The sequence below is a fragment of the Wenjunlia tyrosinilytica genome (assembly GCF_014646055.1).
Taxonomy (GTDB): Bacteria; Actinomycetota; Actinomycetes; order Streptomycetales; family Streptomycetaceae; genus Wenjunlia; species Wenjunlia tyrosinilytica.
This window is the reverse complement of sequence record NZ_BMMS01000039.1, coordinates 1-16,437: the sequence shown is the minus strand read 5'-3', so window position 1 is coordinate 16,437 and position 16,437 is coordinate 1. Positions and strand designations below refer to the sequence as shown.

Annotated in this window: 11 protein-coding genes, 3 pseudogenes and 1 CRISPR repeat array (1 of these 15 only partly in view); of the genes and pseudogenes, 10 read left to right on the top strand and 4 right to left on the bottom strand. The window is 68.2% G+C overall.

Annotated elements, in window-relative coordinates; genetic code table 11:
• A CRISPR array of direct repeats spans positions 1-384; the repeat unit is 28 nt; unit sequence GTCGGCCCCGCGCCTGCGGGGATGTTCC; it reaches 1,474 nt to the left of the window's first position.
• 87 nt (positions 385-471) lie between these two features.
• The gene (locus IEY86_RS31080) at positions 472-1,419 is read left to right on the top strand and encodes an IS481 family transposase (protein WP_189135251.1); all 948 of its coding nucleotides are present in this window, start codon (positions 472-474) and stop codon (positions 1,417-1,419) included.
• Positions 1,420-1,955: 536 nt separating this feature from the next.
• Here the strand turns inward: IEY86_RS31080 and IEY86_RS31075 are convergent.
• The gene (locus tag IEY86_RS31075) at positions 1,956-2,459 is read right to left on the bottom strand and encodes an HNH endonuclease family protein (RefSeq protein WP_373287114.1); all 504 of its coding nucleotides are present in this window, start codon (positions 2,457-2,459) and stop codon (positions 1,956-1,958) included.
• Between the two features lie 104 nt (positions 2,460-2,563).
• Here IEY86_RS31075 and IEY86_RS31070 point away from each other — a divergent pair, with 104 nt between their 5' ends.
• The 4 genes and pseudogenes from IEY86_RS31070 to IEY86_RS36970 all read left to right on the top strand — a co-directional run.
• A complete protein-coding gene (locus IEY86_RS31070) occupies positions 2,564-3,367 on the top strand; it encodes a tetratricopeptide repeat protein (protein ID WP_189135249.1) in 804 nt (267 codons plus the stop codon).
• Positions 3,367-3,561: a hypothetical protein gene (locus IEY86_RS31065; protein ID WP_189135248.1), complete on the top strand. Its 195-nt coding sequence runs from the start codon at positions 3,367-3,369 to the stop codon at positions 3,559-3,561. The genes IEY86_RS31070 and IEY86_RS31065 overlap by 1 nt, the downstream gene beginning before the upstream one ends.
• On the top strand, positions 3,555-3,944 hold the full coding sequence (gene grpE / locus IEY86_RS31060) for a nucleotide exchange factor GrpE (protein WP_189135247.1): 390 nt from the start codon (positions 3,555-3,557) through the stop codon (positions 3,942-3,944). The genes IEY86_RS31065 and grpE overlap by 7 nt, the downstream gene beginning before the upstream one ends.
• A 140-nt stretch (positions 3,945-4,084) precedes the next feature.
• A pseudogene (locus IEY86_RS36970) lies at positions 4,085-4,410 on the top strand (DUF6009 family protein); the annotation flags it as partial.
• A gap of 21 nt (positions 4,411-4,431) precedes the next feature.
• On the opposite strand, the pseudogene IEY86_RS31055 reads toward IEY86_RS36970, so the two are convergent.
• A pseudogene (locus IEY86_RS31055) lies at positions 4,432-9,800 on the bottom strand (glycosyltransferase).
• A gap of 962 nt (positions 9,801-10,762) precedes the next feature.
• Between IEY86_RS31055 and IEY86_RS31050 the strand changes: the two are divergent.
• Complete coding sequence (locus IEY86_RS31050; RefSeq protein WP_229698910.1) at positions 10,763-11,260, top strand: hypothetical protein; 498 nt, start codon at positions 10,763-10,765, stop codon at positions 11,258-11,260.
• 99 nt (positions 11,261-11,359) lie between these two features.
• On the opposite strand, the gene IEY86_RS36960 is transcribed toward IEY86_RS31050, so the two are convergent.
• Complete coding sequence (locus IEY86_RS36960; protein ID WP_229698909.1) at positions 11,360-11,929, bottom strand: hypothetical protein; 570 nt, start codon at positions 11,927-11,929, stop codon at positions 11,360-11,362.
• 612 nt (positions 11,930-12,541) lie between these two features.
• Between IEY86_RS36960 and IEY86_RS31040 the strand changes: the two genes are divergently transcribed.
• The 4 genes and pseudogenes from IEY86_RS31040 (at position 12,542) to IEY86_RS31025 (ending at position 15,204) form a co-directional block, all read left to right on the top strand.
• On the top strand, positions 12,542-13,270 hold the full coding sequence (locus IEY86_RS31040) for a tyrosine-protein phosphatase (protein ID WP_189135246.1): 729 nt from the start codon (positions 12,542-12,544) through the stop codon (positions 13,268-13,270).
• Positions 13,271-13,698: 428 nt separating this feature from the next.
• Positions 13,699-13,860 (top strand): annotated as a pseudogene (locus tag IEY86_RS31035) (phosphotransferase-like protein); the annotation flags it as partial.
• Positions 13,861-14,148: 288 nt separating this feature from the next.
• Positions 14,149-14,799: an HAD-IA family hydrolase gene (locus IEY86_RS31030; RefSeq protein ID WP_308425189.1), complete on the top strand. Its 651-nt coding sequence runs from the start codon at positions 14,149-14,151 to the stop codon at positions 14,797-14,799.
• A gap of 201 nt (positions 14,800-15,000) precedes the next feature.
• Entirely contained in the window at positions 15,001-15,204 is a 204-nt protein-coding gene (locus tag IEY86_RS31025) for a hypothetical protein (protein ID WP_189135245.1), read from the top strand.
• A gap of 376 nt (positions 15,205-15,580) precedes the next feature.
• Here the strand turns inward: IEY86_RS31025 and IEY86_RS31020 are convergent, their stop codons facing one another.
• Complete coding sequence (locus IEY86_RS31020) at positions 15,581-15,805, bottom strand: hypothetical protein (RefSeq protein ID WP_189135244.1); 225 nt, start codon at positions 15,803-15,805, stop codon at positions 15,581-15,583.
• Positions 15,806-16,437: the final 632 nt, after the last annotated feature.

Sequence of the window (16,437 nt, the reverse complement as noted above, 5' to 3'; positions counted from 1 at the left end):
CGCCTGCGGGGATGTTCCCCCCGTGTTCGGACGCACCAAGCCCGCCCCAGCGTCGGCCCCGCGCCTGCGGGGATGTTCCCTTCTGGGAGCCGCGGCACCGCGTCCCCAGTCGGTCGGCCCCGCGCCTGCGGGGATGTTCCAGCGCCGGAGACGAACGGGCGCCGCGCGGCCCGGTCGGCCCCGCGCCTGCGGGGATGTTCCCCCGTAAAACGCGTACCGCACCGGGCCGAACTGGTCGGCCCCGCGCCTGCGGGGATGTTCCGGCGTGGAGGCTGCCTACGCCGCGCGCACGGGCGTCGGCCCCGCGCCTGCGGGGATGTTCCACGGGGCGGGGCGCGCCGGGACTGACCTCACAAGTCGGCCCCGCGCCTGCGGGGATGTTCCGCGCTGGACGGCCAGCGCGGGCGATTGTCGGTCTAAAACTGACGTTCATCGTTGACACCTGGGTCTCCGATCACTACGGAGATCCACATGTCGAAGTCCAACCCTCCGCTCGACCGCGAGGCCAAGCGACGCCTGGCGGTCATACGTCACGTCGAAGAGGTCACCGGAAACGTCGCAATGTCCTGCCGGTACTTCGGGATCAGCCGGCAGTACTACACCTGGTACCGCCGCTATCAGGCCGAGGGCGTCGAGGGGCTGCGCACCCGCTCCAAGGCACCCAAGCACAGCCCCAACGCGACACACGTCGAGGTGGTCGGGAAGATCATCTACCTGCGTCAGAACTACCACTTCGGCCCAGAGAAGATCGCCATGTACCTCAAGCGGTACCACGACGTCACCATCAGCAAGTCCGGCGTCTGGCGGATCCTCAACCGTCTGGACATGGGCCGCCTGCCGGCCTCCCAGCGGTACAAGCGCCACGACCGCCGGTGGAAGCGGTACGAGAAGCAACTGCCCGGCCACCGCGTGCAGATCGACGTGAAATTCATCGAGCCGCTCGCCTCCACGCCCCGAGGGCGCCCCGGCGGGCGCAACAAGTACTTCCAGTTCACCGCGATCGACGACTGCACACGGCTGCGGGTGCTGCGGATCTATCCGACGCTGAACCAGGCCACCGCGATCCAGTTCCTCGACTACGTCATCCAACGCCTGCCGTTCCAGGTCGAGGTCATCCAGACCGATAACGGTGCCGAGTTCCAGTCCGCCTTCCACTGGCACGTGCTCGACAAAGGCATCGCCCACACCTACATCAAGCCGCGAACACCGCGACTGAACGGCAAGGTCGAACGCTCCCACCGCATCGACGCCGAGGAGTTCTACCGGCTCCTCGACGGCGTCATCATCGACGACGCCGAGGTCTTCAACAACAAGCTGCGCGAATGGGAGGACTACTACAACTACCATCGCCCCCACGGCGGCCTCGGCGGCCAAACCCCCTACGAACGCCTCAAGCAGAAGACCACGACCCAGGCGTAATCGGTGATCATCAGTTGCACACAGCCTCAAGTGCTCGCTCCGCTCGCGCCAGCCGGGCGGAGCCCAGGGGGGAAGAGTACATAGACCGGCGGAAGGGCCACCCGACGATTCCCGGCACCTCAAGGACTGATCAGTCTTCTCACGTCGTTCGAAAAGGGGCAGCGCACAGCGCGCCGCCCGCGCCCGCAGGGGGCGAAATACATGCCGGGGCTACAAGGGGGCAGCTACACGGTTTGCCCACCAGGCACAGGCAAGGACACATGCCTCCGGTCGGCCACGGCTGCTGCTCGTGCAGTAGGCCGGCCCCGACCGAGCAGCACCCCGTCCACGGTCTGCCACCCCTTACAACGCTGCACGCTGCTGCCTGCAGCCGCGGCGGCGCAGCCCACATGCAAGGTTCCACGGCTGGTCGCACGCCGAACGCGGGGGGCGTCGCCCTGGCCGCCTTTTGTGGGCGGCCGGGCTGGCTTGGCGCCCTTTCCTGCTGCTGTGGACGGTTCCTCGGTCGGCCCTGCGGGCGGCTGTGCGGTTCGGGGTCAGGTTCGCTCGGCTTGTACCGGGGCGTTGGGGCACTGGCTCGCCCAGTGGGTCAGGGTGGCGTGTTCGGTCGGGTCGGCCGTGAGTGACCAGCGGGTCTTGATGGCGACCCAGTGGGTGATGTAGTCGCAGGCGTCGCCTGCGGAGGGGGGCATCCAGGTGGCCGGGTCCTGGTCGGCCTTGGACCGGTTGGACTTCGCGGTGACCGCGATCAGCGCGCGGTCGTCGTCCAGGTCGTTGGCGTAGGCCTGGCGGCGCGCGGCCGTCCACTCCGAGGCGCCCGAGTCCCAGGCCTCCGCCAGCGGGACACGGTGGTCCACATCCAGCCCCTTCGCGTCGGTGATGTAGGTGTCGTCGTAGACCGAGTACCAGGTGCCGCCGGTCAGCGCGCAGCCCGCCCCCTGCACCGGCGCGCCGACCGCCTCGGCGATCATGACCTCCGCACGGGTGCTGCACCCGTCCTTGATCAGCGAGGCCCGAAAGGAACTGCTCGACCGGGCCAGACGAAGCGCCTACGACCGTCGGCTCGCCCGGGCCCGGCAACAAGTTCCGCAACCGCCGCCCGACCCGCAACCAGCATCCGCCGCCGCCCGGGACTGGGTCGCCCATGCCCTTGCACTGCTGGATCAGGGCGACGAGGAGGGCGCGCTCCGAACTGCGGCAGGCCGTGCACCACGAGGACCGCAACGGGGGCGCGTGGCGGCTGCTCGGCGCCATCCATGCCAAGCAGGGGCAGTACGCGGACGCCCTGCAGGAGTACGAGCGAGCACGCGCCCTTGATCCGAAGGACCCGCTCACTCATTCGGCCATCGCCGAAGTGCACGCGCTACGCGGGGATCACGTCGGTGCCGCCAACTGGCACACCAGGGTCGCGCAACTGGCGCTCCAGGACCTCGATCTGAAGATCACCGCAGCGGACAGCCTGTATCGGACCCGGCGTTATGACCAGGCCTTGCAGGAGTACGAGCAGGCGTTGCAGATGCACGCCGGGCACGCAGGCGTGCGCGACCAGATCGGCCGAATCTGGTCGCTGCGTGCCGAAGGCGCCATGACCTGGCATCCCTTCCGCAGGCGGTACGTCATCGCCTCGGCGCTGAGTGTCGACCAGGTCACGCACTGCGTGGACCAGGCAATGGCCGTCGGCATCGCGGACGTCCGGCTCGTCAACCAGCTGATGGCGTACCGCATGGCTGCAGTCCGGGCGGTCACCAAGACCTGGCGCTGGCGCAAAGGCATGATCCCAGTAGTGATCCTCTTCTTCATCCTCGTGCTGACGCTGCCGTCCCTGCTGAAGATCCTGGCCATGGCGGCCGCGGTCGCGCTGGTGGTGGCGATGGGTCTCAGACCCCGGTGGCAGCACACCTTCCACGAACTACCGGTCCGCGCCAGGCCGCCGATGAGGAGACCTTGATGAATACTGCGTCCGCAGGCCCCCACCCCGCAGAGCCCGACCCTCGGCTGGATCCCCAGCGCAGGCTTGAAGCCGAGCCGGCCCCCGAAGCCGCCGCGCCGCACTCCGACCCGTTCGCTGTGGTCGCCGACGCGGTCGATGGCATGCGGGAGGAGCTGGCCTCGCTAACGACCAGTTCCGCCGCCGGTTGCTGAACGACCGAGAGGCCCGCCGCGGTCTGGACGAGCTGCGCGCCGAGCTCGTCCACGCCCGTAACAGCGCCGAGGGGCGCACCGTACAACCCCTGCTCTACGACCTTGTGCTCCTGATGGACCGTGTGGAGCGGCACCTCGAACGTGACGGCGGCTTCGCCGGCTCGGTGGCCGCAGAGCTGCTTACGATTTTGGAGAAGTACGGCATGACCCGGATACCGGTGGCTCCCGGCTCCTTCAACCCTGCCGTCCAAGAGGCGGTGGGGGCCGTTGCCGCGCTGTCTCCCGAGCAAAACGGGGGAGTCGCCGAGGTGGTACGGCACGGATACCGCATGCAGGAGCGGATAGTCCGGCCCCAGCAGGTCCGTGTCTTCACCGCCCAGTGAGTGAAGGCAAGGGCCAGAGCCCGGAACCGTGCCACTGATGATCACCGATTACGCCCGGGTCGTGGGCTTCCGCTTGAGGCGTTCGCAAGGGGTCCGGCCGCCATGGGGGCGATGTAGTTGCAGTAGTCGTCCCACACGCGCAGTTGCCCACCCGCCGCGGTAGAATCGCCTACCACCGCGACAAACGCATGGTCGGCCACGCCCCCAGCTCGCCCGCAGGCCAAACCTCCCGCCCACCCGGCACCTTCCGCCGCCGCGTCTCCTGGCTGCTGCCCCACAACCGCGCCACCCACCCCGAGTGCCTGTACGCAACCGGCGCCCCTACCGAGGCCGTCGACCGCGCACTCTGGCCGCGGGCAGCAAGGGCCGCAAGACCGAACGCTCCGAAGGCGGCCCGCCCTCCTCGGCCATGCAGGAGATGGGGATAAACCCTGCCCCTGTGACGGCGCTGCCCCAAGTTTCGTAGCGGCCGGATGTGTTTTTCAGGTCACACACCTCTACGCGGGCCCCGTGGGGCCGCGGGCGGGGCGGGCGCAGCGACGCCTGGTCGGGATGCCCGTACCTGCTGAGAGGCAGCGGGGGTTGGGGTGGAGGTCGTACCGCTGGGCGGCAGGCTCACCGAGAGCCGGGCGGCGTGGGTCTCGGCGTTTTCGGCGACGGCGCGCAGGGCTGCGATGTCGTCGGCGTCGAACCGGCCTCCCGCAACACTGGCTTCGGCGACGGCCTTGGCTCGTTCGGCGACCTCGCGGTACGGGCCAGCTGCGGATCCAGGCCCGGCTGGAAGGTCTGCGGGGGGCAATTGCTGCCAGGCATCACGGAAGGCGGCGACCCGGGGGTGCTCCGAGTTGGCCAGATGCTCGCCCATGGGGGTGCGTATCCATTCCTGGAAGGACAGGGCGACGTTGCGGGAGGCCGCGGTCGCGTCGTCCCGCGAGCCGTAGGGCAATGGTTCGCCCGAACAGACGGTCTCCGGCAGTGCGGCGGGCGCCGCTGCCTGGGGCTGCTCGGCGGCTGCGGCTGCCTGTGCCTCGACCGGGTCGGTCTTCTGCTGCCCTGGGGTTGGCTCCTTCCGCAGCTTGCCTTCTGGCTGGGCAGCGGGGCCCGGCTGCGGTGCCTGGCTTTGTGAATTGAGGCGGTCGGTGATCTTGGATCTGGGGGTGCGCCAGGCCACGGGGGTCTCGGGGCTGTGGATGATCCAGTCGGTGTCGCGGAAATGGGAGGAGAGGGGGCGGCCGAGCACGGTGGCATCGAATGGTCCGCTGGACTCGAAGACGCCCAGGGACAGCGGCCTGCCCAGTGTCCTTTCCCACCTGTTCGCCCATTCGGCCAGCGCGGGAAGAGTGCCCCGCACGGTCTGCTTGTCAAGGTAACCGTGGCCGCCCATGAATTCGCTCGCGTACCGGTTGAAGTGGTGGGCTCGCCAGTGCGCGCGGGCGGCCCGGACCATGGCGGTGCTGTTGATGTCGAGGTCGAAGTCGCTGGGCTCCGGATCCAGGCCGAGTCGCCACATGGCATCGTACGGGCGGCGCAGGGGACGGTCCTGGCTGTCGCCGAACCACTCCTGGAGGAGCTCCGCTGCCGCCGGATTGCCGACCAGGTCCTCCTCGCGCGGCAGCGTCTTGTGTATCCCGGAGAAGAAGCTGGCGCCGGTCCCCTTCAGGCGGATGTCGACCTGGGACGGTTCGATGCCGTCGTGCTGCAGCGCGTCGAGCATCTCCGTGCAGAACCGCTGGTAGTGCGCCGGAGTCATGCCCATGGGCGCCTCGCCGGTGAGCATCCACTTGACCTGGACCGGGTTGATCCCGAGGAAGTCCAGGTCACGTTTGGTGATGGCGTAGTCGGAGTCGTGGCGCGGCCACCAGCGTGGGAACTCCTCCTCGCCGTCGAGGACCCGGATGATCCGGTTGTCGAGCGGGTCCGCGGGGTCGAGTTGGGTCGTGACCGTGAGGGGCGGTCCGTCGGCTTCCCGGAGGGCTGTCGGCCTCTCCGCCGAGTCGTTGGCCGGGGTTTGCGCGGGGTGGTCCAGGTCGGGGGCGCCGAGGGTGACGCTGCTCGCTGCGGTCTGCTCCGCGGTGGCTGCCGCGGCATTGCCGGTGAAGACACCATCCAGTGTGACCAGGCTGTCGCCCGGCACCGTGACCCACTCCCTCTGTGCGAAGAAGCCGATGCCCGTCGTAGGGATGGACAGGACGTCCCGCGCGGGCTTTCGGGCGGCCAGGATTACGGCGCGTCCGCCGCGCTTGTGAAGCCAGTCGGCGACGATCTGGCGGTCCGCCGACCAGCTTGCCAGCGGCCGCTGGCGCGCCTCGAAGGTGTCGCCGATGTTCAGGCTGGCCCAGTCTGGCTGCGCCGCTCCCTCCTGCCAGGTCAGCGCCCGATAAGCGATCACTTCGGTGATGCCGCGGCGGGCGAGGACCGCCTGGGTCATCTCGTACTGGGTGCGTACGAAGTCCCGCAGTGCGTCGCGGCTGTAGTCGAGTTCCCGGTCCACGCCGTCGCGCGAGTCCGGATCCATCTGCCACTGCAGCACCCTGGTGAGGCCGAACTCCTCCTTGGTGGCCTCCTGCAGCGCCAGGGCGCGCACGTTGTTGTTCGAGCCGTACGCCCAGGAACCCATCAGCTCACTGACCGCGATCCAGCGGATCAGGTTTTCGGCGCGTGGGTCGTCCATGCGCACCACCTTGCTCGGGGCGTGCCGGGGGTTGGCGGGGTCGAGCTCGTTGACGTGGAGGACGTCGGCCCCGATCGAGGGGTACTGCTCCTGGTGCGGCACGAGGACGTAGCGGGCGTCGCCCAAGCGGTGCCCCATGTCGGTGCCGACGACCAGGCCGAACGCCGCGAGGACGAGCTCGGGCGTCGAAGACTGCATCCGCTCGGCGATGGCCTGGATGGCGATGGTCTTGGCCTGGCTGGTATCGGTGATGCGGCCGTCGTCGGTCAGCAGCGCCTCGGCGATCCGCTGATGGTCAATCCGTTCCTGCGAGCCCGGCGGTGGGGGCAGAGGGGGGTGCCGGTCGGGCGTCGGGTCGGGCAGTGTGACGTCTTTGCCAGGTGGTCTGGGCAGGAGTGGATCGGTTCCGGTCGCGTGCTTCGCCACCTGGCCGAACCGATCCATGACCGCGGTGTGCAGTTCGGGACGACCGAGCTGTCCGAAGAGCGGGCGCAGGCCGTCGAGCTGTCGCCGCATGATCTCGATGTCGCCCGGGGCGATCGGGTTGTTCACCCAGGAGAACACGTGCGGCTCGACCTGCTGGTAGAAGGTACGGACGAAGGGGTTTGCGGTGTCCGGGACGGGACTGTGCGACGCGGCGCCGTCGCCGATCGCTATCAGGCTCTGCTGTCCCCCGAGGACGAGTTGGTCGACAGCGACGCCGTGGGTGGCGGTCAGCGCATAATGCAGGCCGAGGAACACGCCGTCACGGGTTGCGGGCATCCTCTGGTTCGCCAGTTCGGTCAGGTTCTGGTAGCGAGCGGAGATCGGTTCACCAGGCATGTGGTCGGTGTAGACCTCGCGGAGGCCCACCGGGTGCGACAGCGGGACGCGGGCGCCCACCGCCCGGCCGACGTGGGCGTCGAGCACCTTGATCCTTGCATCCTCGGTCCGCGCGTACTTCTCGTAGACGGCCCGGGTGCCGTCGTCGAATGTGGCTAGCTCCCTGTTCGCGATGCCATCGCCATGGCCGAGCACCTCCCTCGTGACCACGCGCGCGCCGGTGACCGGGTGCGCGGGGAGCGGGAGTGCGCTGGTGCGGGGTGTGGAGGCGGCCGCGACGTCGGTGGTGGACGACTCGCCGTTCAGCACCGCGTCGAGTTCGGCCTGGACGCTCGGCCAGCTCGTGGCGAAGCCGGGGTGAAGGTTCAGTTTGTGGACCTCGGAGAGCGGGACCCAGGCCAGCGCCACGGACTCGCCCTCGACCGGCCGGACCGGCGCCTGCCGGTCGACAGAGACGATCACGGTGTCGTAAGACCAGCCGCCGTGGTCGTCCCGGATGACGCGCTCGACATGGACGTGGGCGGGATCGAGGTCATTCCCTTTGACGGCCTGACGGATTGCGTTGGCCGCCGCGGATTCGTGGCTGTCGCGGGCGCCTTCGAGCAGCGCCCAGGTTCCCCCCTCGTCGGTATCCGCGCCCCGATGGTGCATGAGCACGGACACCCTGCCGTCCGTGGCGCGGTGGACGGGCAGCAGCCCGGCGGCGCCGAACCGGCCCCAGTGCGCGTGGGCGCAGTTCGCCCAGCCGTCCCCCGACATCTGCGGTAGCGCGGGCGCCTGGGGACGCGGCGCGCTGCGATCCGGGATCGCTTGGAGAGCGGCGGCCAGGGACTCGGCTGCGCCCACCCACGTCGTGTTGGCCTCGCGCAGGAGGCGTTGCAAAGAGAGCGCGTTCTTCCGCGCCTCGGGAATGTCGAGCAGGATCTCCCGCAGCTTCTCGGTCCAGCGCGGGATGTTCACATGGTCTTCGAAGCCCTGCTCGACCAGGCTGAGCCGGGTTACCTCGGGGGGGGGGGGGGGGGGGAAGCGGCCCGGGTCGCCGAAGAAGGCCCCAACGCCGCTCGTGGTGGGCAGCAGGACGGGCAGTCCGAGGCCTGCAGCCTCCAGCCCGACGAGTCCAAAGCCCTCTGCCTGCGAGGGCATGACCATCACGTCGGCCTGCCGCATGTCGGTCAGGATCTCATTCCGATCGATCGAGAATGGCTTTACCACAACCTCCCGCCCGGCGATGTTGGAGAGCCGTTCCTTCACTTCCTCCACGGTCTCCTGAGCGGCACCGCGCACGGTGAGCTGGACGTCGATACCTTCTCCCAGCAGTCGGCGGACCATGAGCGCGGCGTGCTGGGCCCCTTTTGCGGGGCGTCGGCGCGACCTACAAGGAGCAAGTGGCGCGTCCGCTCCCCGTCCCAGGGCAGGAGCTGCTGCTCCTCGAAGGGAACTCCGGGGATGATCTGGTGGACAGCAGGGAAGTGATCGCCCGGGTTGGTGGCGGCCAGTCGCCGGGCCTCGTTCTCCAGCACCGGTCCAACCCCGGCAACCATGTCGGCAGCGGCGACCATACGGCGTTCGATGCCCTCGAACTCCGCCTCTAGGTCCGGCCGGTTCGCCACCCGGGCGAGGGCGCCGGTCACCATGTGGATCACCTGGACGAACGGCGTGTCCGGGTACAGCTGGTTGCGGACCTGCAGTGCCTGTGGGCCGGAGTAGCGACTGTGCCCGATGATGGCGTCCACGTCGGACGGGAGGTCCTCGCCGTCGTACACCAGCTGTTCCTGTTCGCCACGGTTGGAGTCGTACCGCCGGGGCCCGATGAGGTGGATACGGTCACCGGAGGCGTCCGGCGGCACCTCGTGCCCGACGCGGACGAAGACCTCGTGGCCGACGGCCGCGAGCCCTTCGACGAGGTTCTGGTTTACGGCCGCGATTCCGCCCTTTTGGGGGTCCCATTCGGTGCAGTAGGCGAGGATGCGCAGGCTGAATCGTCCGGCGTCGTGCCGACGGACCAGGTGCGCCCACTCCTTGGCGAACTCCTGCCGGATCGCCTCGCGGTCGGCGGGGTGCGCCTCGGCCAGGCGTTGCCGGTAGTCGTGGAGCTGCTGCTCGCGCTCCTGAACGTAGACGGCCCGCAACTCTTCGTCCGCAGCGGCGGCGTACCGTACGCGCAGCGACTCGCTATTCGTGGGGTCGGGCTGCGCGTCGGCACCAGGTTGCCTGGCAGTGCCCGCCCAGGGCAGTGAGGGCTGGGGGCGTCCCCACAGCTCGATGTCCCTGGCGGTGCCCGCGAGCTCGACCTCCCAGCGGGACCGCTCCTCATCGGAACGGGCCGCCTCCCACTTGCGCGACAGCCACGCGTACTCGCGCATGCGGGCAAGCACGCACTGGTTCCCCTTGGGGTCCCCCTGCGAGGCCAAGTGCTCGCGCACGACGCCCTGCTCCGAGCCGTCCCGTACGGTGGTGAGCTCCTGAAGCGTGTCCGTGATTTCGTGGAGCCAAGTGCGCGCGAGCATGTCCGTCCGCGTCCAGCCGTACGAGGTGCGGGTCCTCGGCAGTGCCGGAGCGGACCTCTGTCTCGCCCATGTAGCCGGGTGCAGGGGCCTCCTCGATGGGACGGAAGTGCTGTGGCCCGAGCGCCCGAGTCTCCACCCGCAGCACCCTGCCCCCTGCTACCCAATCGAGGGCGGACACGTTCTCGCCGAAGTCCGACGGGCGCAGGTCTTCCTCGGTGCCGGCCCGGGCGGTCGACAGGGACACCGGCCGGGGGTCGTTGACGACGTACGCGGTGCCAGTGATCTCGGGAGAGGTGACGGTCGTCCTTGGCCAGCGGCCGGGCCGACGGCCGCTCCCGAGGCCGGTGTCACGGCCGCCGCCGGCACGGGATGGCAGGGTGCCCAGTGTGACGCAGCGGCTGCCGCGGTGCGGGGTGACCCTCCACCCACCAAAGGTGGGACGTGCCGCGGATACAACGGGGTAGGCAAGCAGACCGAACAGGAACTCCCTCACGGCGCCGCATCCGACGCGGGGGACGAGGTTGAGGTGGGCCTCGTCTCTGGGGCGCGTAACTGCGAAGGCACGAGCGTCCTCCCTGTCGGCTGCGGGTGGTCAGGCCATCGTGCCCCGATGGGGGAGACGCCATGGGGGATCACGGGGATCCGACTGTTGCGGCATCATATTAGAAAGATCATCTGAATAGGTAGGGTGATTGGCTGACGGTGTATGGCAGTTGGTAGTTCTGCCGTTTTCGTGTCGTTGAAGGGTTTGAAGAGTGGCACGGGGCATCGGGGCCGCAGGTGGGCGCCGATGGAGGCCCGGGCAGGGCGGAGCGATCTTGCAGGATGACGTGGACCGGGCAAAGTACGGACGGCTGCGGGACGCCGTGATCGGGGTGCTCGACACGATGCCGGAGGTGGAGAACTCGTCTGCACAGGTCGATGTCGCGCTCCGGAATCTGCGTGCCGCGTTGATGGGTGACACGCTGCGGCAGCCTGACATGCGCGGAGTGCTTGATCCGTTCGAGTACTCGCTCGCGGCGAGGCTATATGTGGACCGGAGGGGAGAGCCGATTCCTCTTCCGCAGCGGGCGGCGGACCTGCGGCGGCGGCTTGACAGAGACCGGGGCCTGGATGAGCGCCGGCTCGGCGAGCCTTCCCGCAACGTGGTGATCACCGAGCTACGCGCGATGATCGTCGCAGGCCTGCTGGAGGAGCTGGCCGCCCGGCTTTCACCGGGGGTCGCGTTCGGTCCTGGCCGGAGCGGTGAGGAGTTGGCGCGCGTGGCCGCGGACCTGGCCAAGGAGTTGCTGGACCAGACGTTCGTCGGTGAGTAGCGGCGAATCCCGGTCTTGCTGGACTCTTCTCTGTCCCGCACCCCGTCCTATCCCCGCTCCAGGCGTGCTTGACCAGGCCGGTTCCGCTCGGGGAGGGGCTCACATGTTGCGGAGGAAGTCCTCGGCCTGGCGGCGCAGGGTCGCAGGGGCGGCGGACCAGGCCGGGGTGCGCATCACCTCGCGTAGCTTGACCTCCTTGACATCCCGGGGGGCGTCCTTGCGCAAGCCGATGTGTGGCCACATCTGCTCCAGGTCGTCGTAGGGAAGGTCCCAGGAGACGCCGATGGTGGGCTCGGGGGTTCCGGGCGGCGGCGGGGGCATGACGTAGACCTCGTCGGCGCTGGCAGCTGGGGTGATCTCGATGAGCTTGAGGCCGAGCCGTTCGACGGCGTCGCGCAGCAGCACCCGGTGGCCTTCGACGGTGTCGGTTGAGGGCGGTTCCCCGTCGAAGAACAGGGTGAGCAGCCAGCCGGACTCGCCGGTGCGCGCGAGGTCCAGGACAAGGCGGGTGTCCGTGTCGTCGGAGAAGGAGCGGTGCGCAATGCTCTTGGCCGCCCCGGGACCCTCGGTGCGGGGGGTCTCTTCGAGCCGGAGCGTGCCGAGCAGGCGCTGCAACTGTTCGGGTGTCAGCTGTCCCCGAGCGAACACCTGGAGTGCGGGCCAGAGCATGGCGAAGGGTCCCTTCTTCAGCCTTGTGGGCAGGTGTGGCTGGTGTCCGCTTGGGGGCGCAGGCCAAGAACGTCCCGACGACCTGAATCATCTCTTGGAAGATGGGCCTCGGCTGAGCTCTGGTTGCGCTGCCTCATTTGATCACATGCCCTGCTCCAGGAAATGGCTTTCGGAGTCTGGGCTTCGAGCGTACAGCCAGCAGCGGGCGAGGCTCCGTCTCAGCTCGTCCACTCGTAGTCCTCTGAAGCTCGGGCCCTGTCATCGCTTCGGTCGGAATCAGGTAGCAACTCATCCAGCTCAAGCTCGTCCCTGTCGGCACCTCCTCCCAGGAGACAACACGACATGCCATCACTCCACACGACAGCCGCACTATGCCTGACCAGCCGAAATGTGGGCGATCGCACTCGGAAAGACAACGGCTCCTCAGTGCAGACCACCGTCGGCTGAGGCGGCCGTCAGTGCCCGTCGAGTCGATGCTGCGCCCCGCACGAGATCCGGCGCCGGCTCGCAGACCTCGATCTCAGTGCATGGCACCAGATGGGCGGACGACGGCCAGTTGTGCTGTCACTCTGAGTTGTTGTCGACGTTGGTGCGGGTTGTAGGGTGACTCGCGTGAGGAGACATATCGCATTCGAGTGTCTGCACAACTTCCGGGATCTGGGCGGCTATCGGGCCGCCGATGGCCGCACGGTGCGTTGGGGTCGGCTGTTTCGCTCCGACTCGCTGGGCAAGCTGCAGGGCCAGGACTGGGATCGCTTCCTTGCCCTGGGCATCCGCACCGTGATCGACCTTCGTCATCCCTGGGAGATCGAGCGCAGCGGACGTGTCCCGCGCCACCAGGGGCTGGGCTACCACAATCTGAGCATTGAGCACCGGCCGTACGACCAGGCGGGGCTGGACCCGGACGTCGAGCCCGCGCGCTTCCTGGCCGACAGGTACACCGAGGTCATCCACGACGGCGTCAAGGAGCTCCGTCGCGCCCTGGAGATTGTCGCCGACGAAGCCGCCCCGCTGGTGTTCCACTGCCACTCCGGCAAGGACCGCACCGGCCTACTGGCCATGCTGGTCCTCGCCCTGGTCGGGGTGCACGAGGACGACATCGTCGCCGATTTCGCCCTGACCGAGCTAGCCACTGAACGCCTGGTCACCGAGTGGCACGCCGCCTACCCCGACCTGACCCTCAGGTGGCCTGCCTACGGCCGCGCCCCCGCTGAGATCATGCGCGTTTTCTTGGCCGAACTGATCGCGCGATACGGATCGGTGCGCGGCTACGCCGCCGAACAACTCGCTGTTGACGACGACCTCGTGATGGCACTTCGCAGACAGCTACTCCATCGCTGAGGCCCCCAGGGAGTCAGTCTTCGGTCACTGTCTCCAGTCCCTTGGCTTTTTGGCAGGTCAGTGCCGTCTACCCCTCTGCTCAGGGACTCTAGGGACTCAACTTGGCAGTTATGGCGTAGTACGCGGAGCCGGGGGTGACGATGGATCTTGGTCTGGTCGATGTCGAGGGGGCTGACGGTGAGGGCGGCGGGCTGCGGAAGTCCGTGCTGGAGACGGTGTCCCGGGTTCGCTTCGAATCCGTGCACCCGGTGCGGCATTTCGCGTCCTACCCCGGGCAGCGGCACTTCCCCGGCTTCTACNGCCACTTCCACCTTGGGCTCACCGCCCGCGAGCCTAAGGCGTCCAGGACTGCCGTCTTGCCGGGCGCCGAGATCCACTGGAGATTCCCTCAACACGGAGCCGGAACGGCACCATGTGACCATGCCGATATGACATCTGGTCGGATCATCTTCCTCAATGGCACCTCCAGTTCAGGGAAGTCGAGCATCGCCCCGGAGCTACTAGACATCCTGGACGACGGCGTCTTCTTCCACCTGGCAGTCGACAGCTTCAACGCGATGCGCAGCAAGCGGGAGCTAGGGACGGAGGACGCCGGACAGTCGGCGACAGCAGATGTCGATCCGGGCATTGTCGCGGAGTACAGCGTCCGCCGTAGCCTCGTCCGTGAGGCTTTGGCTTCGCTAGTGCCCAAGCCGAGACAGCGGCTGGCGCGGACATCGCCACGGAGGGAGCCGTGCAAGTGGCCGATCGGCGCCTGGTTCGCCACCCGGCTCGCAGAAGCCCGTTCGATCGTCCTGTTCGAGTTCGCCATCGGGAGCTGCAGTCGGGAACTGGGGTGCCTGTGCAGCCGGGATCAACTGCCGAAGGATCACCGAGGAATGATGGACATGACCCTTGCTCCCTACGACGCCGTGCTCTGCGACATCGACGGCGTCCTCCGGCATTGGCCCGCTGCCGACGCGTTGGAGCAAGCGCACGGACTGCCCGTCGGTGCCCTTGCGGCCGCGGCCTTCGCACCGGTCCGTCTGCACCCTGCGATTACCGGGGAGGCCAGCGACGAGCAATGGCGGTCGGCGATCGCGACCGACCTCGCCAGCCGCTACGGATCGACGGACCGAGCTCGGGCTGCGGTCACGGCCTGGTCGCAGCTTCTTCCAGTGATCGATGGTGAGGTTGTCGCTCTTCTCGGACAGGTACGCAAAGTCGCGTCTGTCGCGCTCGTCTCCAATGCGACCACCCGGCTGGAGGAGGATCTGGCCAGACAAGGACTCATCAATGTTGCTGACACCGTTGTGAACACCGCCCGCATCGGCGTCGCGAAGCCCGATCCACGGGTCTACCGCATTGCCGCCCAACGCCTCGGAGCCACGATCGAGCGTTGCTTGTTCATCGATGACAGCGCAGCCAACGTCGTGGCAGCCCGCGAAGCAGGGATGGCCGCCCTTCACTACCGCCAGATCCAAGATCTGCAGCTGGCACTGGCACCACTACTCAACGCGGGAAGAGTGTCCGCAAGATCGCGTAAGTGAGTGATGCAGCAGGCCAGCCGGAGCCCGGCTTCGGGGCCCTGGCCGACCGGGACGGACGAACAATGGCAGACAAGGAGCCCCGGCCGCTGAGCGGTCGAGGAGAACCTGGTGGACGAGGTTGTCGAGCGGCTGATGGACCGTGCCGACGCCTCAGGAGCGGCCCTGTTGGCGGGGACGGGCTGCTGACCCAGGTGACAGGCCATGCTCGAGCGGGCCCCCTCGCATCACGAAGTGCTGCTGCGGCGCGACCTCCTGCTGGCCGGGCATTTTATGGACAGCGCCCACGGCTCCGCCGAGCGCATTTGGAAGCGCCCGCTCTCAGGGCATCCGGCCCGGTCCGTCCACGACGGCCGCACGATCGGCTACGCCCTTCCCGACGAGGCGGCCCGAACCCGACACCAGTGACAGCAGTCCGATTGCTCCTCGCCCGCGCGGGGATGGACCCCGGCACGGAGGTGGCTGCGGGATGCTCGTTTGGCTGCTCTCCGCGCGTGCGGGGATGCCTCGTCGGTCAGCGCCGTGCAGGTCCCCGGTTAGAAGCCAGCACCTTCAACCTGTCAGAGCATGAACCGCAGCCCTGAACTGGCTGTCGCGTAAGCGAGACAGCTCATGCCGACGGGTGGCTATCCTGGTGCCGGGCTCGTCATGCCCCGCCGCTGGCGCAAGGGCGAAGACCTTCCGAAGGGGGCGCGAGTCCAGCCATACGGCGAGAGTTGGAACGGGTGGTGGGCGAGCTGCGGCTCGGCGGGTATACCAGCCCACCCAGGCGGCAGAGTGCGCTCTACAACGTGTCTCCCACCTCGAGGGCTGTGTCGGCGTCGGCTAGGGTGTCGGTGAACAGCTCCAGGCGTACCAGGCCGGTGCCGTCGTCGACCAGTGACGCGACGGTGCAGGGGTGGACCTCGGCGAGCGGGTCGGCCACGTGGTGTGCGGTGGCCTGGTCGCATGCCCGGATGTTCACCAGCGTCACGCCCGACTGCCCCAACGGCCCCGTCCGGTCACTCATCCTCGCTCCTTCGCCAGCACGGCCTCCGCTTGTCAGGGACGCGGTTCGCCGTGCCCGCGGATCGGTGCGGACGGGCCTTTCAGAAGCTGTGTCAGAACCGACGATCTGTGACGTTCCGTGACTGGTGGGCCGTAGGGCTGGCCTGGGGAGGCCTTGACTCCGCTCTCCTTGACGGCGATATCTCGTCAGTTCGGAACGGCCTGGCCGACCAGATCCGCTTCTGTCGATATGCGTATGCATGGCGGCAGTTTGGGGTGCAAGCTGCCGGGGTGAATATGGAAGAGGTCCGTGCTCGGTTGGTAGGTCGATTCGGTCCCGAGGCAGAGGGTTGGCTTGCTGAGGTTCCGAACCTCGCTGCGCGTCTGGCTGCGCGGTGGGGTTTCGTGCTTGGTGAGCTGTTCGCGAGTGGAGCCTCCTCTGTCGTCTGGCGCTGTCAATGGGCTGACGGAACGCCGGCGGTTCTCAAGCTCAGTCCGGATCGGGTCTGTCAAACGAGCGGTGTAACTGGGGTAGTTGGGGTTACTGGCGGGCTGCCGACAGGCGGCCGTTGAAGGTGATGTCGAAGGCGTTCAGTGCGGTCTTCCAGCGCATGGTCCAGCGGGCCTGTCCCTTGCCGGTGGGGTCGAGGGACA

Bases quoted from the DNA above. Each gene is read 5' to 3' on its own strand.
- IEY86_RS31080 (WP_189135251.1), top strand. From the start codon at position 472: ATGTCGAAGTCCAACCCTCCGCTCGACCGCGAGGCCAAGCGACGCCTG.
- IEY86_RS31070 (WP_189135249.1), top strand. From the start codon at position 2,564: ATGCCCTTGCACTGCTGGATCAGGGCGACGAGGAGGGCGCGCTCCGAA.
- IEY86_RS31065 (WP_189135248.1), top strand. From the start codon at position 3,367: ATGAATACTGCGTCCGCAGGCCCCCACCCCGCAGAGCCCGACCCTCGG.
- IEY86_RS36960 (WP_229698909.1), bottom strand. From the start codon at position 11,929: ATGCTCTGGCCCGCACTCCAGGTGTTCGCTCGGGGACAGCTGACACCC.
- IEY86_RS31030 (WP_308425189.1), top strand. From the start codon at position 14,149: ATGATGGACATGACCCTTGCTCCCTACGACGCCGTGCTCTGCGACATC.
- IEY86_RS31025 (WP_189135245.1), top strand. From the start codon at position 15,001: ATGCTCGAGCGGGCCCCCTCGCATCACGAAGTGCTGCTGCGGCGCGAC.
- IEY86_RS31020 (WP_189135244.1), bottom strand. From the start codon at position 15,805: ATGAGTGACCGGACGGGGCCGTTGGGGCAGTCGGGCGTGACGCTGGTG.